Consider the following 15,823-nt stretch of genomic DNA (forward strand, 5'->3'; position numbering starts at 1 on the left):
AAGAGGATTTCCACATGCAACTGATCCTTCTGGAAAAAATCGCCAACCTGGGCAACCTGGGCGACAAAGTAAACGTTAAGGCCGGTTACGGCCGTAACTACCTGCTGCCTTTCGGCAAGGCTACCGCTGCGACCGCTGCCAACCTGGCTGCGTTCGAAGAGCGTCGTGCCGAGCTGGAAAAAGCCGCCGCAGACCGTAAAGCATCGGCTGAAAGCCGTGCTGCCCAACTGGCCGAGCTGGAAGTGACCATCACTGCCACCGCTGGCGACGAAGGCAAGCTGTTCGGTTCGATCGGTACTCACGACATCGCTGACGCACTGACCGCTTCCGGCGTTGAAGTGCAGAAGAGCGAAGTTCGTCTGCCGAACGGCACCATCCGCAACGTGGGTGAATTCGACGTGGCTGTGCACCTGCACGCCGAAGTTGAAGCCACCGTACGCGTTGTCGTGGTAGCAGCTTAAGCAATACTTGTCGGCTGGCACCCTCGGGTGCTTGCCGGTAACATCGGGCACGATCCTGTTTACAGGTCGTGCCCTTTGTCTTTCTGGTAATCCCGTTTTCAAACCTGACTCCAAGTGGCCATGAACGAAATCACCGCTCCCGAGCAATACGATCTGCAAACCGCCGCGCTGAAAGTGCCGCCGCATTCCATCGAGGCCGAACAGGCCGTACTCGGTGGTCTGATGCTGGACAACAACGCCTGGGAACGCGTGCTCGATCAAGTCTCCGACGGCGATTTCTACCGACATGACCACCGTCTGATCTTCCGTGCGATCGCCAAACTGGCCGATCAGAACATGCCGATCGACGTCGTGACCCTTGCCGAGCAACTGGACAAGGAAGGTCAGACGTCCCAGGTCGGCGGCCTCGGTTACCTCGGCGAGCTGGCGAAAAACACGCCGTCCGTCGCCAACATCAAGGCCTATGCGCAGATCGTTCGCCAGCGGGCGACGTTGCGCCAGTTGATCGGTATCAGCACCGAAATTGCCGACGCCGCCTTCAACCCCGAAGGCCGTACCGCTGAAGAGATCCTCGACGAGGCCGAACGGCAGATCTTCCAGATTGCCGAGGCGCGGCCGAAGACCGGCGGCCCGGTGGGGGTCAACGAACTGTTGACCAAGGCCATCGATCGCATCGACACCCTGTTCAACACCGCCGACGCAATCACCGGTCTGTCCACCGGTTATACCGACCTGGACGAGAAGACCAGTGGCCTGCAGCCGTCCGACCTGATCATCGTCGCCGGCCGTCCGTCGATGGGTAAAACCACCTTCGCGATGAACCTGGTGGAAAACGCCGTACTGCGCAGCGACAAGGCGGTGCTGGTGTACTCCCTCGAGATGCCAGGTGAATCGCTGATCATGCGTATGCTCTCGTCCCTCGGTCGTATCGATCAGACCAAGGTGCGTTCCGGCCAGCTCGAAGACGACGACTGGCCGCGCCTGACCTCGGCGGTCAACCTGCTCAACGATCGCAAGCTGTTCATCGATGATACCGCCGGCATCAGCCCGTCGGAAATGCGTGCGCGGACCCGGCGCTTGGTGCGCGAACACGGCGACATCGGTCTGATCATGATCGACTACCTGCAGCTGATGCAGATTCCCGGCTCCAGCGGTGACAACCGGACCAACGAGATTTCCGAGATCTCCCGATCCCTGAAAGCCCTGGCCAAGGAATTCAACTGCCCGGTGGTGGCGCTGTCGCAGCTCAACCGCTCCCTGGAACAACGTCCCAACAAGCGTCCGGTGAACTCCGACTTGCGGGAATCCGGAGCGATCGAGCAGGACGCCGACGTCATCATGTTCGTGTACCGGGACGAGGTGTATCACCCGGAAACCGAACACAAGGGCATCGCCGAAATCATCATCGGCAAGCAGCGGAACGGCCCGATCGGCTTTATCCGCCTGGCCTTTATCGGTAAGTACACCCGCTTCGAAAACCTTGCGCCGGGCAGTTACAACTTCGACGACGACGAGTAAATGCTTCATCGTTTGAACTGACGCCTTCGCGAGCAAGCCCGCTCCCACACTTGGAATGCATTCAAATGTGGGAGCGGGCTTGCTCGCGAATGGGCGTGGCGCAATTTCCGACCACAGCCGTCGGAATTGGTCAAAATTTGTGCTATATTCCGCGCCCGCGAAATTCAATGAAAGCCAACACCGGTTATCGACATGCAAGCAGCCAAGCCGTTATTTGACTATCCGAAGTACTGGGCCGAATGTTTCGGGCCAGCGCCATTCCTGCCGATGAGCAGGGAGGAGATGGATCAGCTCGGCTGGGATTCCTGCGACATCATCATCGTCACTGGTGATGCCTACGTCGATCACCCGTCGTTCGGCATGGCGATCATCGGCCGGCTGCTGGAGTCCCAGGGCTTCCGCGTCGGGATCATCGCCCAGCCGAACTGGCAGTCCAAAGACGACTTCATGAAGCTCGGCGAGCCGAACCTGTTCTTCGGCGTCGCGGCCGGCAACATGGACTCGATGATCAACCGCTACACCGCGGACAAGAAAATCCGTTCCGACGACGCCTACACCCCGGGTGGCATGGCGGGAAAGCGTCCGGATCGCGCGAGCCTGGTCTACAGCCAGCGCTGCAAGGAAGCCTACAAACACGTGCCGATCGTCCTCGGCGGCATCGAAGCTTCGCTGCGCCGCATCGCCCACTACGACTACTGGCAGGATCGTGTACGCAACTCGATCCTGATCGACGCCAGCGCCGACATTCTGCTGTACGGCAACGCCGAGCGCGCCATCGTCGAAGTGGCCCAGCGTCTGTCCTACGGGCACAAGATCGAAGACATCACCGACGTGCGCGGCACCGCGTTCATCCGTCGTGACACGCCGCAGGGCTGGTACGAAGTCGATTCCACGCGCATCGACCGTCCGGGCAAGGTCGACAAGATCATCAACCCGTACGTCAACACCCAGGACACCCAGGCCTGCGCCATCGAGCAAGAGAAGGGCCCGGTGGATGATCCCGAGGAAGCCAAGGTCGTACAGATCCTGGCCAGCCCGCGCATGACCCGCGACAAGACCGTGATCCGCCTGCCGTCGATGGAAAAGGTGCGTAACGACCCGGTCCTGTACGCCCACGCCAACCGCGTGCTGCACCTGGAAACCAACCCGGGTAACGCCCGCGCGCTGGTGCAGAAACATGGCGAGATCGACGTCTGGTTCAACCCGCCGCCGATTCCGATGACCACTGAAGAAATGGACTACGTGTTCGGCATGCCTTACGCACGGGTTCCGCACCCGGCGTACGGCAAGGAGAAGATTCCGGCCTACGACATGATCCGTTTCTCGGTGAACATCATGCGTGGCTGCTTCGGCGGCTGTACCTTCTGCTCGATCACCGAGCACGAAGGCCGGATCATCCAGAACCGATCCGAAGAGTCGATCATTCGCGAAATCGAAGAGATCCGCGACAAGGTCCCGGGCTTCACCGGCGTCATCTCCGACCTCGGTGGCCCGACCGCGAACATGTACCGCATCGCCTGCAAGAGCCCGGAAATCGAATCCGCGTGCCGCAAGCCGTCCTGCGTGTTCCCGGGCATCTGCCCGAACCTGAACACCGACCACTCGTCGCTGATTCAGCTGTACCGCAGTGCCCGTGCCCTGCCGGGTGTGAAGAAGATCCTGATCGCCTCCGGCCTGCGTTACGACCTCGCGGTTGAATCGCCGGAGTACGTCAAAGAGCTGGTGACCCACCACGTCGGCGGTTACCTGAAGATCGCCCCGGAACACACCGAGGAAGGTCCGCTCAACCAGATGATGAAACCGGGCATTGGCAGCTATGACAAGTTCAAGCGCATGTTCGAGAAGTACACCAAGGAAGCAGGCAAAGAGCAGTACCTGATCCCGTACTTCATCGCCGCGCACCCGGGCACCACCGACGAAGACATGATGAACCTGGCGCTGTGGCTCAAGGGCAACGGCTTCCGTGCCGACCAGGTGCAGGCGTTCTATCCGTCGCCTATGGCCACCGCCACCGCGATGTACCACTCGGGCAAGAACCCGCTGCGCAAGGTCACCTACAAGAGCGACGGCGTGACCATCGTCAAGAGCGAAGAGCAGCGTCGTCTGCACAAGGCGTTCTTGCGTTATCACGACCCGAAAGGCTGGCCGATGCTGCGCGAAGCGTTGATTCGCATGGGACGTGGTGACCTGATCGGTCCGGGCAAGGATCAGTTGATTCCGCTGCATCAACCGGCCACCGACAGCTACCAGAGCGCCCGTCGCAAGAACTCGACGCCGGCCGGCAGCCACAAGGTCGCGAAAGAGAAGACCACCAAGATTCTCACCCAGCACAACGGCCTGCCGCCGCGTGCCAGCGACGGTGGCAATCCTTGGGACAAGCGTGAACAGGCCAAGGCTGCGGCATTCGCCCGCAACCAGCAGGCGGCCAAGGAGCGCAAGGAAGCAGCCAAGGGCAAGGGGCCGAAACCGGCTCGCAAGCCCGTCGTTCCGCGCTAAGTCGCTTTTTGTTTCAACATAACGCCAACCTTCGGGTTGGCGTTTTGCATTTCAGGGTTCAAGAAGTGTGCTGAAACGACTGGCCCTTTCGCGAGCAAGCCCGCTCCCACAGTTGGAATGCGGTCTCCTGTGGGAGCGGGCTTGCTCGCGAAGGCGTCATCTCAGGCGCCGCATCTACCGCTTCCGCCACATTTAGGCGCAACTTCCTCGAACCATTTCCCCGCATCGCCCGATTTTGGTGCTGTACTGCCCTGAGCATTCCGGGAAAGCGCCCAAGCCCCTGCATGGCATAAGTCTTGCGCGCATTCGAATACGCTTAGGCTCGCAGGAGGCACGCCGTGTCGATTCATGTCGCATTGCATCACGTCACGCATTACCGCTACGACCGCGCTGTCGAACTCGGCCCGCAGATCGTACGCCTGCGCCCGGCCGCCCACAGCCGCACGCGGATCCTCTCGTATGCGCTGAAGGTCTCGCCCGAGCAGCATTTCATCAACTGGCAGCAAGACCCGCAGGGCAACTACCTCGCGCGTCTGGTATTCCCCGAGAAAACCGACGAGTTGCGCATCGAGGTCGACCTGCTGGCCGAGATGGCGGTGTTCAATCCGTTCGACTTCTTCCTCGAACCCTACGCCGAGAAAATCCCCTTCACTTACGCGGCCGATGAGCGCAAAGAGCTGGCGCCGTACCTCGAAACCTTGCCGCTGACCCCGGCATTCAAAGCCTATCTGGACGGGATCGACCGTACGCCGCTGCCCGCCGTGGATTTCCTGGTGATGCTCAATCAGCGCCTCAGCGAAGACATCCGCTACCTGATCCGCATGGAACCGGGCGTGCAAACCCCGGAACACACCCTCGAACATGCCTCCGGCTCCTGCCGCGACTCGGCGTGGCTGCTGGTGCAACTGCTGCGCAACCTCGGGCTGGCCGCGCGGTTCGTCTCCGGTTATCTGATTCAACTGACCGCCGACGTGAAGAGCCTCGACGGTCCGTCCGGTACCGAGGTGGATTTCACCGACCTGCACGCGTGGTGCGAGGTGTACTTGCCGGGGGCCGGCTGGATCGGTCTGGATGCTACGTCCGGATTGTTCGCCGGCGAAGGGCATATCCCGCTGGCCTGCAGCCCCGATCCATCCTCAGCCGCGCCGATCAGTGGTCTGGTCGAGCCGTGCGAATGCCAGTTCAGCCACGAAATGTCGGTGGAGCGCATCTGGGAAGCGCCACGGGTGACCAAGCCCTATACCGATGAGCAGTGGCTGGCGATTCAGGCGCTGGGCCGACAGATCGATGCCGACCTGCTCAAAGACGATGTGCGCCTGACCATGGGCGGCGAGCCGACCTTCGTCTCCATCGACGACCCCGATGGCGCCGAGTGGAACACCGCCGCGCTGGGCCCGGACAAGCGCCGCCTCTCCGCCGAACTGTTCCAGCGCATGCGCCAGCACTATGCGCCGAAAGGTCTGGTGCATTTCGGTCAGGGCAAGTGGTACCCGGGCGAGCAATTGCCGCGCTGGTCGCTCAACTGCTATTGGCGCCGCGATGGCGTGCCGATCTGGCACAACAGCGCGCTGATCGCCGATGAGCAGCAGGACTACGGCGCCGATGGCGAACTGGCGGGACGCTTTCTCGCGAGTGTTGCCGAACGCCTGAAACTGCCTGCTCGTTTCGTGTTTCCAGCCTACGAAGACAATTTTTATTACCTCTGGCGTGAGGGCGCATTGCCGAGCAACGTCAGCGCTGAAGACTCGCGTCTTGAAGAACCGCTGGAGCGTGCGCGTCTGCGCAAGGTTTTCGCTCAGGGGCTGGATAAAGTAATCGGCAAGGTGCTACCGCTGGCCCGCACTGCCAAGGGTGATCAATGGCAGAGCGGGCGCTGGTATCTGCGCGACGAGCATTGCCGACTGGTGCCGGGGGATTCGCCGTTGGGTTATCGCTTGCCACTCGGTTCACAGCCGTGGGTGAAGGCCGCCGAGTATCCGTTCATTCATCCCAACGATCCGAATCAGGACTTTCCCGAGCTGCCGGACACCGCGCAGCTCAACAGTCATGCCGAACCCGCCGCAGCCGCCGAACGTGCGCCGAAAATCGACGAGTCCGCCGACTGGCTGACCCGCACCGCCTTCTGTGCCGAGGCCCGCGAAGGGCGTCTGTATCTATTCATGCCGCCGCTGGAGCGGGTCGAGGACTATCTGGAACTGGTGGCGGCCATCGAAGCCACCGCCGAAGAGCTGCATTGCCCGGTGCTGCTGGAAGGTTACGAGCCGCCGAGCGATCCGCGCCTGAGCAACTTCCGCATCACCCCGGACCCGGGCGTGATCGAGGTCAACGTGCAGCCGTCGGCGACTTGGGACGAACTGGTCGAACGCACCGAGTTTCTCTATGAACAGGCGCGGCAGACCCGCCTGACCACCGAGAAATTCATGATCGACGGGCGCCATACCGGCACCGGCGGCGGCAACCATTTCGTCCTCGGTGGCGCGACCCCGGCAGACTCACCATTCCTGCGCCGCCCGGACCTGCTGCGCAGCCTGATCAGTTACTGGCACAACCACCCGTCGCTGTCCTACCTGTTTTCCGGCTTGTTCATCGGCCCGACCTCGCAGGCGCCGCGGGTCGATGAAGCGCGCAACGACGCCTTGTACGAACTGGAAATCGCCTTCGCGCAGATGCCTGAACCGGGCGAAGCGTGTGCGCCGTGGCTGGTGGATCGCCTGCTGCGCAATCTGCTGATCGACGTCACCGGCAACACCCATCGTGCCGAGTTCTGCATCGACAAACTGTATTCGCCGGATGGCGCTACCGGGCGCCTTGGCCTGTTGGAGCTGCGCGCCTTCGAAATGCCGCCGCATGCGCGGATGAGCCTGGCTCAGCAGTTGTTGCTGCGTGCGCTGGTTGCGCGATTCTGGCGCGAGCCCTATGCGCCGCCGAAACTGGCGCGCTGGGGCACCGAGCTGCACGACCGCTTCATGCTGCCGCACTTTATCGAGCAGGATTTCGCCGACGTCATCGTTGAACTGAACAACGCCGGTTATCCATTGCGCGCCGAGTGGTTCGCTGCGCATCTGGAGTTCCGTTTTCCCAAGGTCGGCGATTACGCGGTCAGCGGCATCGAGATGGAGCTGCGCCAGGCGCTGGAACCTTGGCATGTACTGGGCGAGGAGGGTACGGCGGGCGGCACGGTGCGTTATGTCGATTCGTCGCTGGAGCGTTTGCAGATCAAGCTCAGCGGCTTGCCGCCGCAGCGCTATCTGCTGACCTGCAACGGTATTCCGCTGCCGCTGCAACCGACCGGGCGCATCGGTGAGTTCGTCGCCGGCGTGCGCTTTCGGGCCTGGCAACCGGCCAACTGCCTGCAACCGACCATCCCGGTGCACGCGCCGCTGGTGTTCGACCTGCTCGACACCTGGATGCAGCGTTCGCTGGGCGGTTGCCAGTACCACGTGGCGCACCCGGGCGGGCGCAATTACGAGACGTTACCGGTCAATGCCAACGAAGCTGAGAGCCGGCGCATGGCGCGGTTTTTCCGCATCGGACACACGCCGGGGAAACTTCCGATACCGAACCTGACAATCTCCGACGAGCTGCCGATGACGCTCGATTTGCGACGTTTCTAAGTCCTGCACGACATGCGGATTTTTCGTATATCCGCACGTCATGTGCCTGCGTTAGTCTGACCGTTCCCTGCTGTCTGCCGAGCTTTCCATGCCTGACCTGCTAGACCGCTACCCGCTGACCGCGGGCACTTATCACGAACTGCTGAATGACAGCGGGGAAGTGCGCCCGCACTGGCGGCGGCTGTTCGATCAATTGCAGCGCAGCACCCCGGCGCAACTGGTGCAGCGGCAGGCGTTGCTGGCCCGGCAGATTCAGGAAAACGGCGTGACCTACAACGTCTATGCCGATCCCAAGGGCGCCGACCGTCCGTGGGAGCTGGACCTTCTGCCGCACGTGATCGCTGCTGATGAGTGGCAGCAACTGTCAGCGGGGATTGCCCAGCGAGCACGCCTGCTCAACGCGGTACTGGCCGACCTGTATGGGCCACAGCGGCTGATCAGCGAAGGGCTGTTACCGGCGGAGCTGGTGTTCGGCCACAACAATTTTCTCTGGCCGTGTCAGGGCATCGCGCCACCGGAAGATGCCTTTCTGCATCTATACGCCGTGGATCTGGCGCGCACACCGGACGGGCGCTGGTGGGTCACGGCGGATCGTACTCAGGCGCCGTCGGGCGCGGGGTATGCGTTGGAAAATCGCACCATTGTGTCGCGCGCCTTTCCCGAGTTGTACCGCGATCTGAAAGTGCAGCATCTGGCTGGGTTCTTCCGCACCCTGCAGGAAACCCTCGCGCGTCAGGCACCGTGTGCTGACGACGCGCCGCTGGTGGTGTTGCTCACGCCCGGGCGCTTCAACGAAAGCTATTTCGAACACCTTTATCTGGCACGCCAGCTCGGATACCCGCTGGTGGAGGGCGGCGACCTCACCGTGCGCGATGCCACGGTGTACCTGAAAACCCTCAGTGGTCTGCGCCGGGTGCACGCGATCATGCGCCGGCTCGACGATGACTTCTGCGACCCGCTGGAGCTGCGCACCGATTCGGCACTTGGTGTGCCTGGCCTGCTGGAAGCGGTGCGTCAGGGCCGGGTGCTGGTGGCCAATGCGTTGGGCAGCGGCGTGCTGGAGTCGCCGGGGTTGCTTGGATTTCTGCCGAAGATCAATCAGTACCTGTTCGGCGAAGAACTGCTGCTGCCGTCCATCGCCACCTGGTGGTGCGGCGAGGCGCCAGTGCTGGCGCAGGCGTTGGAAAAGCTTCCCGAGCTGCTGATCAAACCGGCTTTTCCCTCGCAAAGCTTCGCCCCGGTATTCGGCCGCGATCTGAGTGAACAACAGCGCCAGGCACTCGCCGAGCGCATGCAGGCGCGGCCATACGCGTATGTCGCGCAAGAGTTGGCGCAGCTGTCCCAGGCGCCGATCTGGCAGGCCGAAGACGGCCAACTGCAACCGCGAGCGATCGGCATGCGCGTGTACGCGGTGGCCAGTGGTGACGGCTATCGCGTATTGCCCGGTGGGCTGACCCGGGTCGCCGCCGATGCCGATGCCGAAGTGGTGTCGATGCAGCGCGGTGGCGCGAGCAAGGACACTTGGGTGCTGGGCGAGCGTGCGCCGAGCGGCGAACAATGGAAAACCCAGCGCAACGTCGGCGTACACGATCTGGTGCGCCGCGATCCTTATCTGCCCTCGAGGGTGGTGGAAAACCTGTTCTGGTTCGGTCGTTACTGCGAGCGTTGTGACGACAGTGCGCGACTGCTGCGGATCATGCTCGCGCGGTATGTCGATGGCGATGATCCGCAAGCCTTGCAGGCGGCCGTGGAGCTGGGCGAGCGGCTGATGTTGCTGCCGGAGGAGGGTGAGCTGCCGGAGCGGCTGCTGGCGGCGCTGCTCGGCGAGGACTGGTCGTTCAGCCTGCGCTCCAACCTGCAGCGCTTGCAGTGGGCGGCCTCGCAGGTGCGCGGCAAGCTTTCGCGGGAGAACTGGCAGGCGTTGGTCGAGTTGCAGCGCGAGGCGCTGGAACTGGACACCGAAGAGCCGGACTTCGGCGAGTTGCTGGATTTCCTCAACCGGCTGGTGATGTCGCTGGCTGCGCTCTCGGGATTCGCGCTCGACGACATGACGCGCGACGAAGGCTGGCGCTTTTTGATGATCGGCCGGCGCATCGAGCGGTTGCAGTTTCTCAGCAGCAGTCTGGCGGCGTTTCTGCGCGGCGCCGGGGCGTTCGATCAGGCGGGGCTGGAATGGCTGCTGGAGCTGGGCAACAGCAGCATCACCTACCGTTCGCGGTATCTGGCGGTGGCGCAGTTGATTCCGGTGCTCGACCTGTTGCTGCTGGATGAGCAGAACCCGCACGCGGTGCTGTTTCAGTTGAAACTGGTGACCCGCACTTTGAAACGCTTGAACGATGATTTCGGCGTACCTCGTGAGGCCGGGCTGCCGCAATTGGTCGAGCGTCTGGCGCGGTTCGATCTGGGCTGTCTGGAGAACCCGCTGTTCGGGGAAAACAGCGTGCGTGCCGCGCTCGATGGTCTGGCGGATCTGCTGCAAGAGATTGCCGAAGCCAGCGGTCAGGTGTCCGATCGTCTGGCGCTGCGCCATTTTGCCCATGTCGATGATGTCAGCCAGCGCACGGTGTCCGTCTGATGAGCGCCCATTACCAGATCTTCCACGACACCTGTTACCACTACGACAGCCCGGTTTCGCTGGCACAGCAATTGGCGCACCTGTGGCCGCGTGAGTGCACGTGGCAACGCTGCATCGAGCAGCAATTGCTGATCAGCCCGCAGCCGACGACGCGGCGGGATGAGCTGGACGTGTTCGGCAATCCGCTGACCCGACTGGCCTTCGAGCGCCCGCATGATGAGTTGCAGGTCAACGCCCGGCTCACGGTTGAGGTGCTGGCGCGGCCACTGGCGGATTTCAGTCTGTCCCCGGCGTGGGAGCAGACGCGCAACGCGCTGACCTACAGCAGTCAGCCGTTGTCCGCCGAAATGCTCGAGGCTTGTCGCTATCGGTTTCAGTCACCCTACGTGCATTTGAAACGCAGTTTCGTCGAATTTTCGGAAAGCTGTTTTCCACCGGGAAGGCCCTTGTTGCTGGGCGTGCAGGCGTTGATGCAGAAGATTTTCAGCGAATTCACCTTCGATGCCGAGGCCACGCAAGTGGCGACGCCGCTGGTCGAGGTGCTGGAGCGCCGGCGTGGCGTGTGTCAGGACTTCGCGCATCTGATGCTCGCTTGCGTGCGCTCGCGAGGGCTGGCAGCGCGCTACATCAGTGGTTATCTGCTGACCCAACCGCCGCCGGGACAGCCACGGCTGATCGGCGCCGACGCGTCGCATGCCTGGGTGTCGGTGTTCTGTCCGGTACTCGGGTGGGTGGATTTCGATCCGACCAACAATGTGCAGCCGGCGCTGGAGCACATCACCCTGGCGTGGGGTCGGGATTTTTCCGATGTGTCGCCGTTGCGCGGGGTGATTCTGGGGGGCGGCAGTCACGACCCGGAGGTCCGCGTCACGGTGATGCCATTGGAATAACACAGCACCCCATGTGGGAGCGGGCTTGCTCGCGAAGGCGGTGTGTCAGTTACATCAATGTTGAAGGTGAAGACGCCTTCGCGAGCAAGCCCGCTCCCACAGGAGGTCGTATCGTGTTCGGAAAACGGGGAGGGCTGTGAGAGCCAGCGGCTGAGCCGCCAGCCCCGTCACAAATCCGCAGGGTCTGACTCGATCATCAAACCCGGTGGGGCTCAGGCGTCGGGCGCCTGGTCTTTCGGTGCATCAACATCAACATCGTCATCAGTCGCCACTTCCCCGTCAGGGTTCAGTGCCGCTTCTTCAGCCTGCTGTTTCTTGCGCTGAAGCTTTTCCTCTTTCTTCTTTTCCTTTTCCAGGTCTCGTTGACGTTTGGCGAAGGAGTAATTGGGTTTGGCCATGGGCGATCCTCTGGGGTCGAAGGTGAGGTTGAGCGGCGCGTATTCTGCCCTGTATCGGTGCCCGGCGGTTAGCCGGGTTTTTGGTCGACCCACTTGGGCGTGACGGTCGGCTTCCAGTTATCCAGGGCGTCGAGCAGCGATTGTGCTGATTCGCTCACTTGCAGCATGTCACGGTGTGGGGCGCGAACGAAGCCTTCGCCGACGATATGGTCAAGAAAAGCCGTGAGTTTGCTGTAGAAACCGTTCACCTCAAGCAGCCCCAGCGGTTTGCCGTGGTAGCCGAGCTGGCCCCAGGTCCAGACTTCGAACAGCTCTTCCAGCGTGCCGAGGCCGCCGGGCAACGCGATGAACGCATCGCTCAACTCGGCCATGCGCGCCTTGCGCGCGTGCATGCCATCGACGACTTCGAGACGGGTCAGGCTTTTGTGGCCGATTTCCTTGTCCATCAGGCTTTGCGGGATGATCCCGATCACCTCGCCGCCGGCGGCCAGTGCGGCGTCCGCCACCAGGCCCATCAGGCCCACGGCACCACCGCCGTAAACCAGCGTCAGCTGGCGCTCGGCGAGTGCCCGGCCAAGGGCTTGGGCGGCTTCGGTATAAGCCGGATCAGTGCCGGCGTTGGCACCGCAAAATACACAAACGGATTTGAGAGACATGCCTTCCTCCTGGGTCAATCCGTCACAGGGTAATGGCTGGCACGTCTTGATCCAAGGGCTAAGCTTCGCGTTCTGGCGATTCAAAGGTACCGCTTGCGCCACAGGCGTAGGCGGCGAGCAAACTGCACAACAGACCGTTAAAGAACATGACAGGCACTCCGTTTCAGTAGATGCGCCGATCATAGGCCCGACCCGGGATTATCGCCGGTAGATTGTTTCGATGAGTGTCATAGCCTGAAAGTTGTATACAATTTTTGACTCAAGTCATAGGAACTTGCGAAGATTTCAGGCAGTCTTTCCACCATTAGTGTTTTTGTTAACCCTGCCTTGGAGATTCACCATGTTTTCCAAAGTTGTTGCGGTATCCCTGCTGGCGCTGGCCAGCAGCCAATTGATGGCTGCCGAGTGCAAAACCACCGTTGATTCCACCGACCAGATGTCCTTCAACACCAAGGAGATCGTGATCGACAAGAGCTGCAAGACCTTCACCGTCGAACTGACCCACTCTGGCAGCCTGCCGAAGAACGTCATGGGTCATAACCTGGTGGTCAGCAAAACCGCTGACATGCAGCCGATCGCCACCGACGGCCTGGCCGCTGGCATCGACAAGAACTACCTGAAAGACGGCGACGAGCGCGTTATCGCTCACACCAAGATCATCGGTGCCGGCGAGAAAGACACGCTGACCATTGATGTATCGAAGCTGACTGCCGGTACCGATTACGGCTTCTTCTGCTCCTTCCCGGGCCACATCTCGATGATGAAAGGCACCATTGCTGTGAAGTAAGCAGGTTCACCGCGTTATCGTTCTTCGCGAGCAGGCTCGCTCCCACAGGTTCGCGCCGTCAATGTGGGAGCGAGCCTGCTCGCGAAGAGGCCATGAGCATCGACAGGTGAACTGGCCAAAGAAAAGCCCGCTGGGGATCGCTCCTCAGCGGGCTTTTTTATTCGGTCGCCCGTCAAGGCGCGAACGGCATGGCCCCCTTGTGGTGGGGGCTGGTGGAGGTGCTGACGATGATGTCGAACGCTTCCTGACGCACCGGCTCGCCGTGCAGGAAGGCATCAATCTCGGCGTAGGTTACGCCGTGCGAGGCTTCGTCCGGTTTGCCCGGCGACAGGTCTTCCAGATCCGCGGTCGGCACTTTTTCCACCAGCGATTCCGGTGCGCCAAAGCTGCGGGCGATCGCCCGGACCTGGTTTTTCACCAGACCGCTGAGCGGGGCCAGGTCGCAGGCGCCGTCACCGAACTTGGTGAAGAAGCCCATCACCGCTTCCGCCGCGTGGTCGGTGCCGATCACCAGACCGTGCGCGGCGCCGGCGATGGTGTACTGGGCGACCATGCGCATCCGCGCCTTGGTGTTGCCGAGGACGAAATCCACCGACACCGCATGTTTGCCTTCGAACGCCGCCACTTCCTTGGCCAGTGATTTGACCGCCGGGCCGATGTTCACCGTGTGGCGTTCGTCCGGAGCGATGAAGTCCACCGACGCCTGGGCGTCGTGCTCGTCGAACTGGGTTTCGTACGGCAGGCGCACGGCGATGAACTTGTAGGCGTCGTCGCCGGTGCGCTCGCGCAGCTCACGCATGGCGCGCTGGGCCAGCAGGCCGGCGGTCAGCGAGTCGACACCGCCGCTGATGCCCAGCACAAGGGTTTTGAGGCCGGAATTGACCAGGCAATCCTGGATAAAGGTGATGCGCCGGGCGACTTCCGCTTCGAGGGCCTGATGCCCGGCGAATGGCGGTTGCACCTTGAGCTGTTCAGCAATCTCACGCTGTACGGCTTGCATGAATTCACTCCTTGCTAGATAGACTGGAATCGGCAGGAACCTGGAACACATGTCGCAAATAGGCGACGAAATTCGGGTCTTTGCAGTGGGTCTTGCCGGGCTCGTCGGAGATCTTCGCCACCGGCTGGCCGTTGCAGGCGGTCATTTTAAGCACGATGCTCATCGGTTCGACACCCGGAATGTCACAGGTCAGGTTGGTGCCGATGCCAAAGCTGACGTTGATCCGCCCGTGCAGCGCGCGGAAGATCTCCAGCGACTTCGGCAGGGTCAGGCTGTCGGAGAACACCAGGGTCTTGCTCATCGGGTCGATGCCGAGCTTGTGGTAGTGGGCGATGCACTTTTCACCCCACTGCACCGGATCCCCGGAATCGTGGCGCAGACCATCGAAGAGCTTGGCGAAGAACAGGTCGAAGTCGCCGAGAAACGCGTCGGTGGTGATGCAATCGGTGAGCGCAATCCCCAGCAGGCCACGGTACTCGCGCACCCAGCAGTCGAGGGCGGCGATCTGGCTGTCGATCAGCCGTGGGCCGAGTTGCTGGTGGGCCATGATCCATTCATGGGCCATGGTGCCCAGCGGTTTCATGTCCAGTTCCCGGGACAGGTGCACGTTGCTGGTGCCGACGAAGCGCCCGGGGAAATCGTGCTTGAGCACGTTGACCACTTCTTCCTGCACGCGGTACGAAAAGCGTCGGCGGGTGCCGAAGTCGGCGACCTGCAATTGCGCCAGTTCGTCAGCCGAGGCGTTGGCGCTGAGCCAGTCGAACTTGCGATACAGCTGTTCCCGCGCCTGCACCAGTTCGATTTCCCGGTAGCGATAGCGGTTGCGCACTTCGCTGACGATCGCCAGCAGCGGCACTTCGTAGAGAATCACATGCAGCCACGGGCCACGCAGACGGATGAACAGTTCGCCGTTCTCGATGCCGGTGTGCAGGTAGCGCAGGTTGAAGCGGAACAGGCCGAGAAAGCGCAGGAAATCCGGTTTGAGGAAGGTGATGCGCTCGAGAAAGCTCAACTGGTCGGCACTCAGGCTCAGCTCGGCCAGCCGCTCGATCTGGTAGCGAATCTCGGCCAGATACGGCCGCAGATCTTCGCTGTTACGGCAACGAAACTCCCATTCGACTTCGACGTTGGGGTAGTTGTGCAGCACCGCCTGCATCATCGTCAGTTTGTAGAAGTCGGTGTCGAGCAGGTTCTGCACGATGCGATCGGCAAACACACTCTCGCTCATAAACGGGGTCTCCAGGTGCACCGCGCGGTTGCGCGGGATCAATCAATGACGCTAGTGGCGCATATCAGCGGTGGGGATTGCCAGCATTTTTTAAGAGCGTCGAGATCAACTGTGGGAGCGGGATTGCGCGCGGAAGAGGGGGGTCAGTCCCCCTTGTGTTGGCTGGCCCCCCCCCTCCGCCGGCGAGCCCCCCCCCCCCC

11 protein-coding genes are annotated in these 15,823 nt (G+C 61.9%); 7 read left to right on the forward strand and 4 right to left on the reverse strand.

From position 1 onward, the window contains the following. Positions 1 to 14 precede the first annotated feature (14 nt). The 6 genes from rplI to LVD08_RS16715 all read left to right on the forward strand — a co-directional run bounded on the left by rplI (position 15) and on the right by LVD08_RS16715 (position 11,554). A complete protein-coding gene (rplI, locus tag LVD08_RS16690) occupies positions 15 to 461 on the forward strand; it encodes a 50S ribosomal protein L9 (RefSeq protein ID WP_003221136.1) in 447 nt (148 codons plus the stop codon). A 120-nt stretch (positions 462 to 581) separates the two neighbouring features. Next, positions 582 to 1,979 carry a replicative DNA helicase gene (gene dnaB / locus LVD08_RS16695; protein WP_003221138.1) on the forward strand — a complete coding sequence of 466 codons (1,398 nt, stop codon included), beginning with the start codon at positions 582 to 584 and terminating at the stop codon, positions 1,977 to 1,979. Between the two features lie 192 nt (positions 1,980 to 2,171). Then, positions 2,172 to 4,475 (forward strand): YgiQ family radical SAM protein, encoded by a 2,304-nt coding sequence (locus LVD08_RS16700; RefSeq protein ID WP_007967456.1) that lies wholly within the window; start codon positions 2,172 to 2,174, stop codon positions 4,473 to 4,475. 338 nt (positions 4,476 to 4,813) lie between these two features. Next, a complete protein-coding gene (locus LVD08_RS16705) occupies positions 4,814 to 8,089 on the forward strand; it encodes a transglutaminase family protein (protein WP_247268690.1) in 3,276 nt (1,091 codons plus the stop codon). An 88-nt stretch (positions 8,090 to 8,177) separates the two neighbouring features. Then, positions 8,178 to 10,664, forward strand: a complete 2,487-nt coding sequence (locus LVD08_RS16710) for a circularly permuted type 2 ATP-grasp protein (protein ID WP_247268691.1) — start codon at positions 8,178 to 8,180, stop codon at positions 10,662 to 10,664. Continuing rightward, positions 10,664 to 11,554 carry a transglutaminase family protein gene (locus LVD08_RS16715; RefSeq protein ID WP_247268692.1) on the forward strand — a complete coding sequence of 297 codons (891 nt, stop codon included), beginning with the start codon at positions 10,664 to 10,666 and terminating at the stop codon, positions 11,552 to 11,554. Before LVD08_RS16710 ends, LVD08_RS16715 begins: the two co-directional genes overlap by 1 nt. 212 nt (positions 11,555 to 11,766) lie before the next feature. Here the strand turns inward: LVD08_RS16715 and LVD08_RS16720 are convergent, their stop codons facing one another. Together LVD08_RS16720 and LVD08_RS16725 are read right to left on the reverse strand one after the other, a co-directional pair. Further along, positions 11,767 to 11,952 (reverse strand): hypothetical protein, encoded by a 186-nt coding sequence (locus LVD08_RS16720; protein WP_007967464.1) that lies wholly within the window; start codon positions 11,950 to 11,952, stop codon positions 11,767 to 11,769. 68 nt (positions 11,953 to 12,020) lie between these two features. Then, positions 12,021 to 12,608, reverse strand: a complete 588-nt coding sequence (locus LVD08_RS16725; protein WP_223007144.1) for an LOG family protein — start codon at positions 12,606 to 12,608, stop codon at positions 12,021 to 12,023. Positions 12,609 to 12,948: 340 nt separating this feature from the next. Here LVD08_RS16725 and azu point away from each other — a divergent pair, with 340 nt between their 5' ends. Then, positions 12,949 to 13,395: an azurin gene (azu, locus tag LVD08_RS16730; protein ID WP_098966950.1), complete on the forward strand. Its 447-nt coding sequence runs from the start codon at positions 12,949 to 12,951 to the stop codon at positions 13,393 to 13,395. 172 nt (positions 13,396 to 13,567) lie between these two features. Here the strand turns inward: azu and nadE are convergent, their stop codons facing one another. Together nadE and pncB are read right to left on the reverse strand one after the other, a co-directional pair. Continuing rightward, entirely contained in the window at positions 13,568 to 14,395 is an 828-nt protein-coding gene (gene nadE / locus LVD08_RS16735; RefSeq protein WP_247268693.1) for an ammonia-dependent NAD(+) synthetase, read from the reverse strand. Between the two features lie 4 nt (positions 14,396 to 14,399). After that, a complete protein-coding gene (gene pncB, locus LVD08_RS16740) occupies positions 14,400 to 15,623 on the reverse strand; it encodes a nicotinate phosphoribosyltransferase (protein ID WP_003221154.1) in 1,224 nt (407 codons plus the stop codon). Positions 15,624 to 15,823 lie beyond the last annotated feature (200 nt).

This window comes from Pseudomonas sp. YL2 (assembly GCF_023063025.1).
Lineage (GTDB): Bacteria > Pseudomonadota > Gammaproteobacteria > Pseudomonadales > Pseudomonadaceae > Aquipseudomonas > Aquipseudomonas putida_A.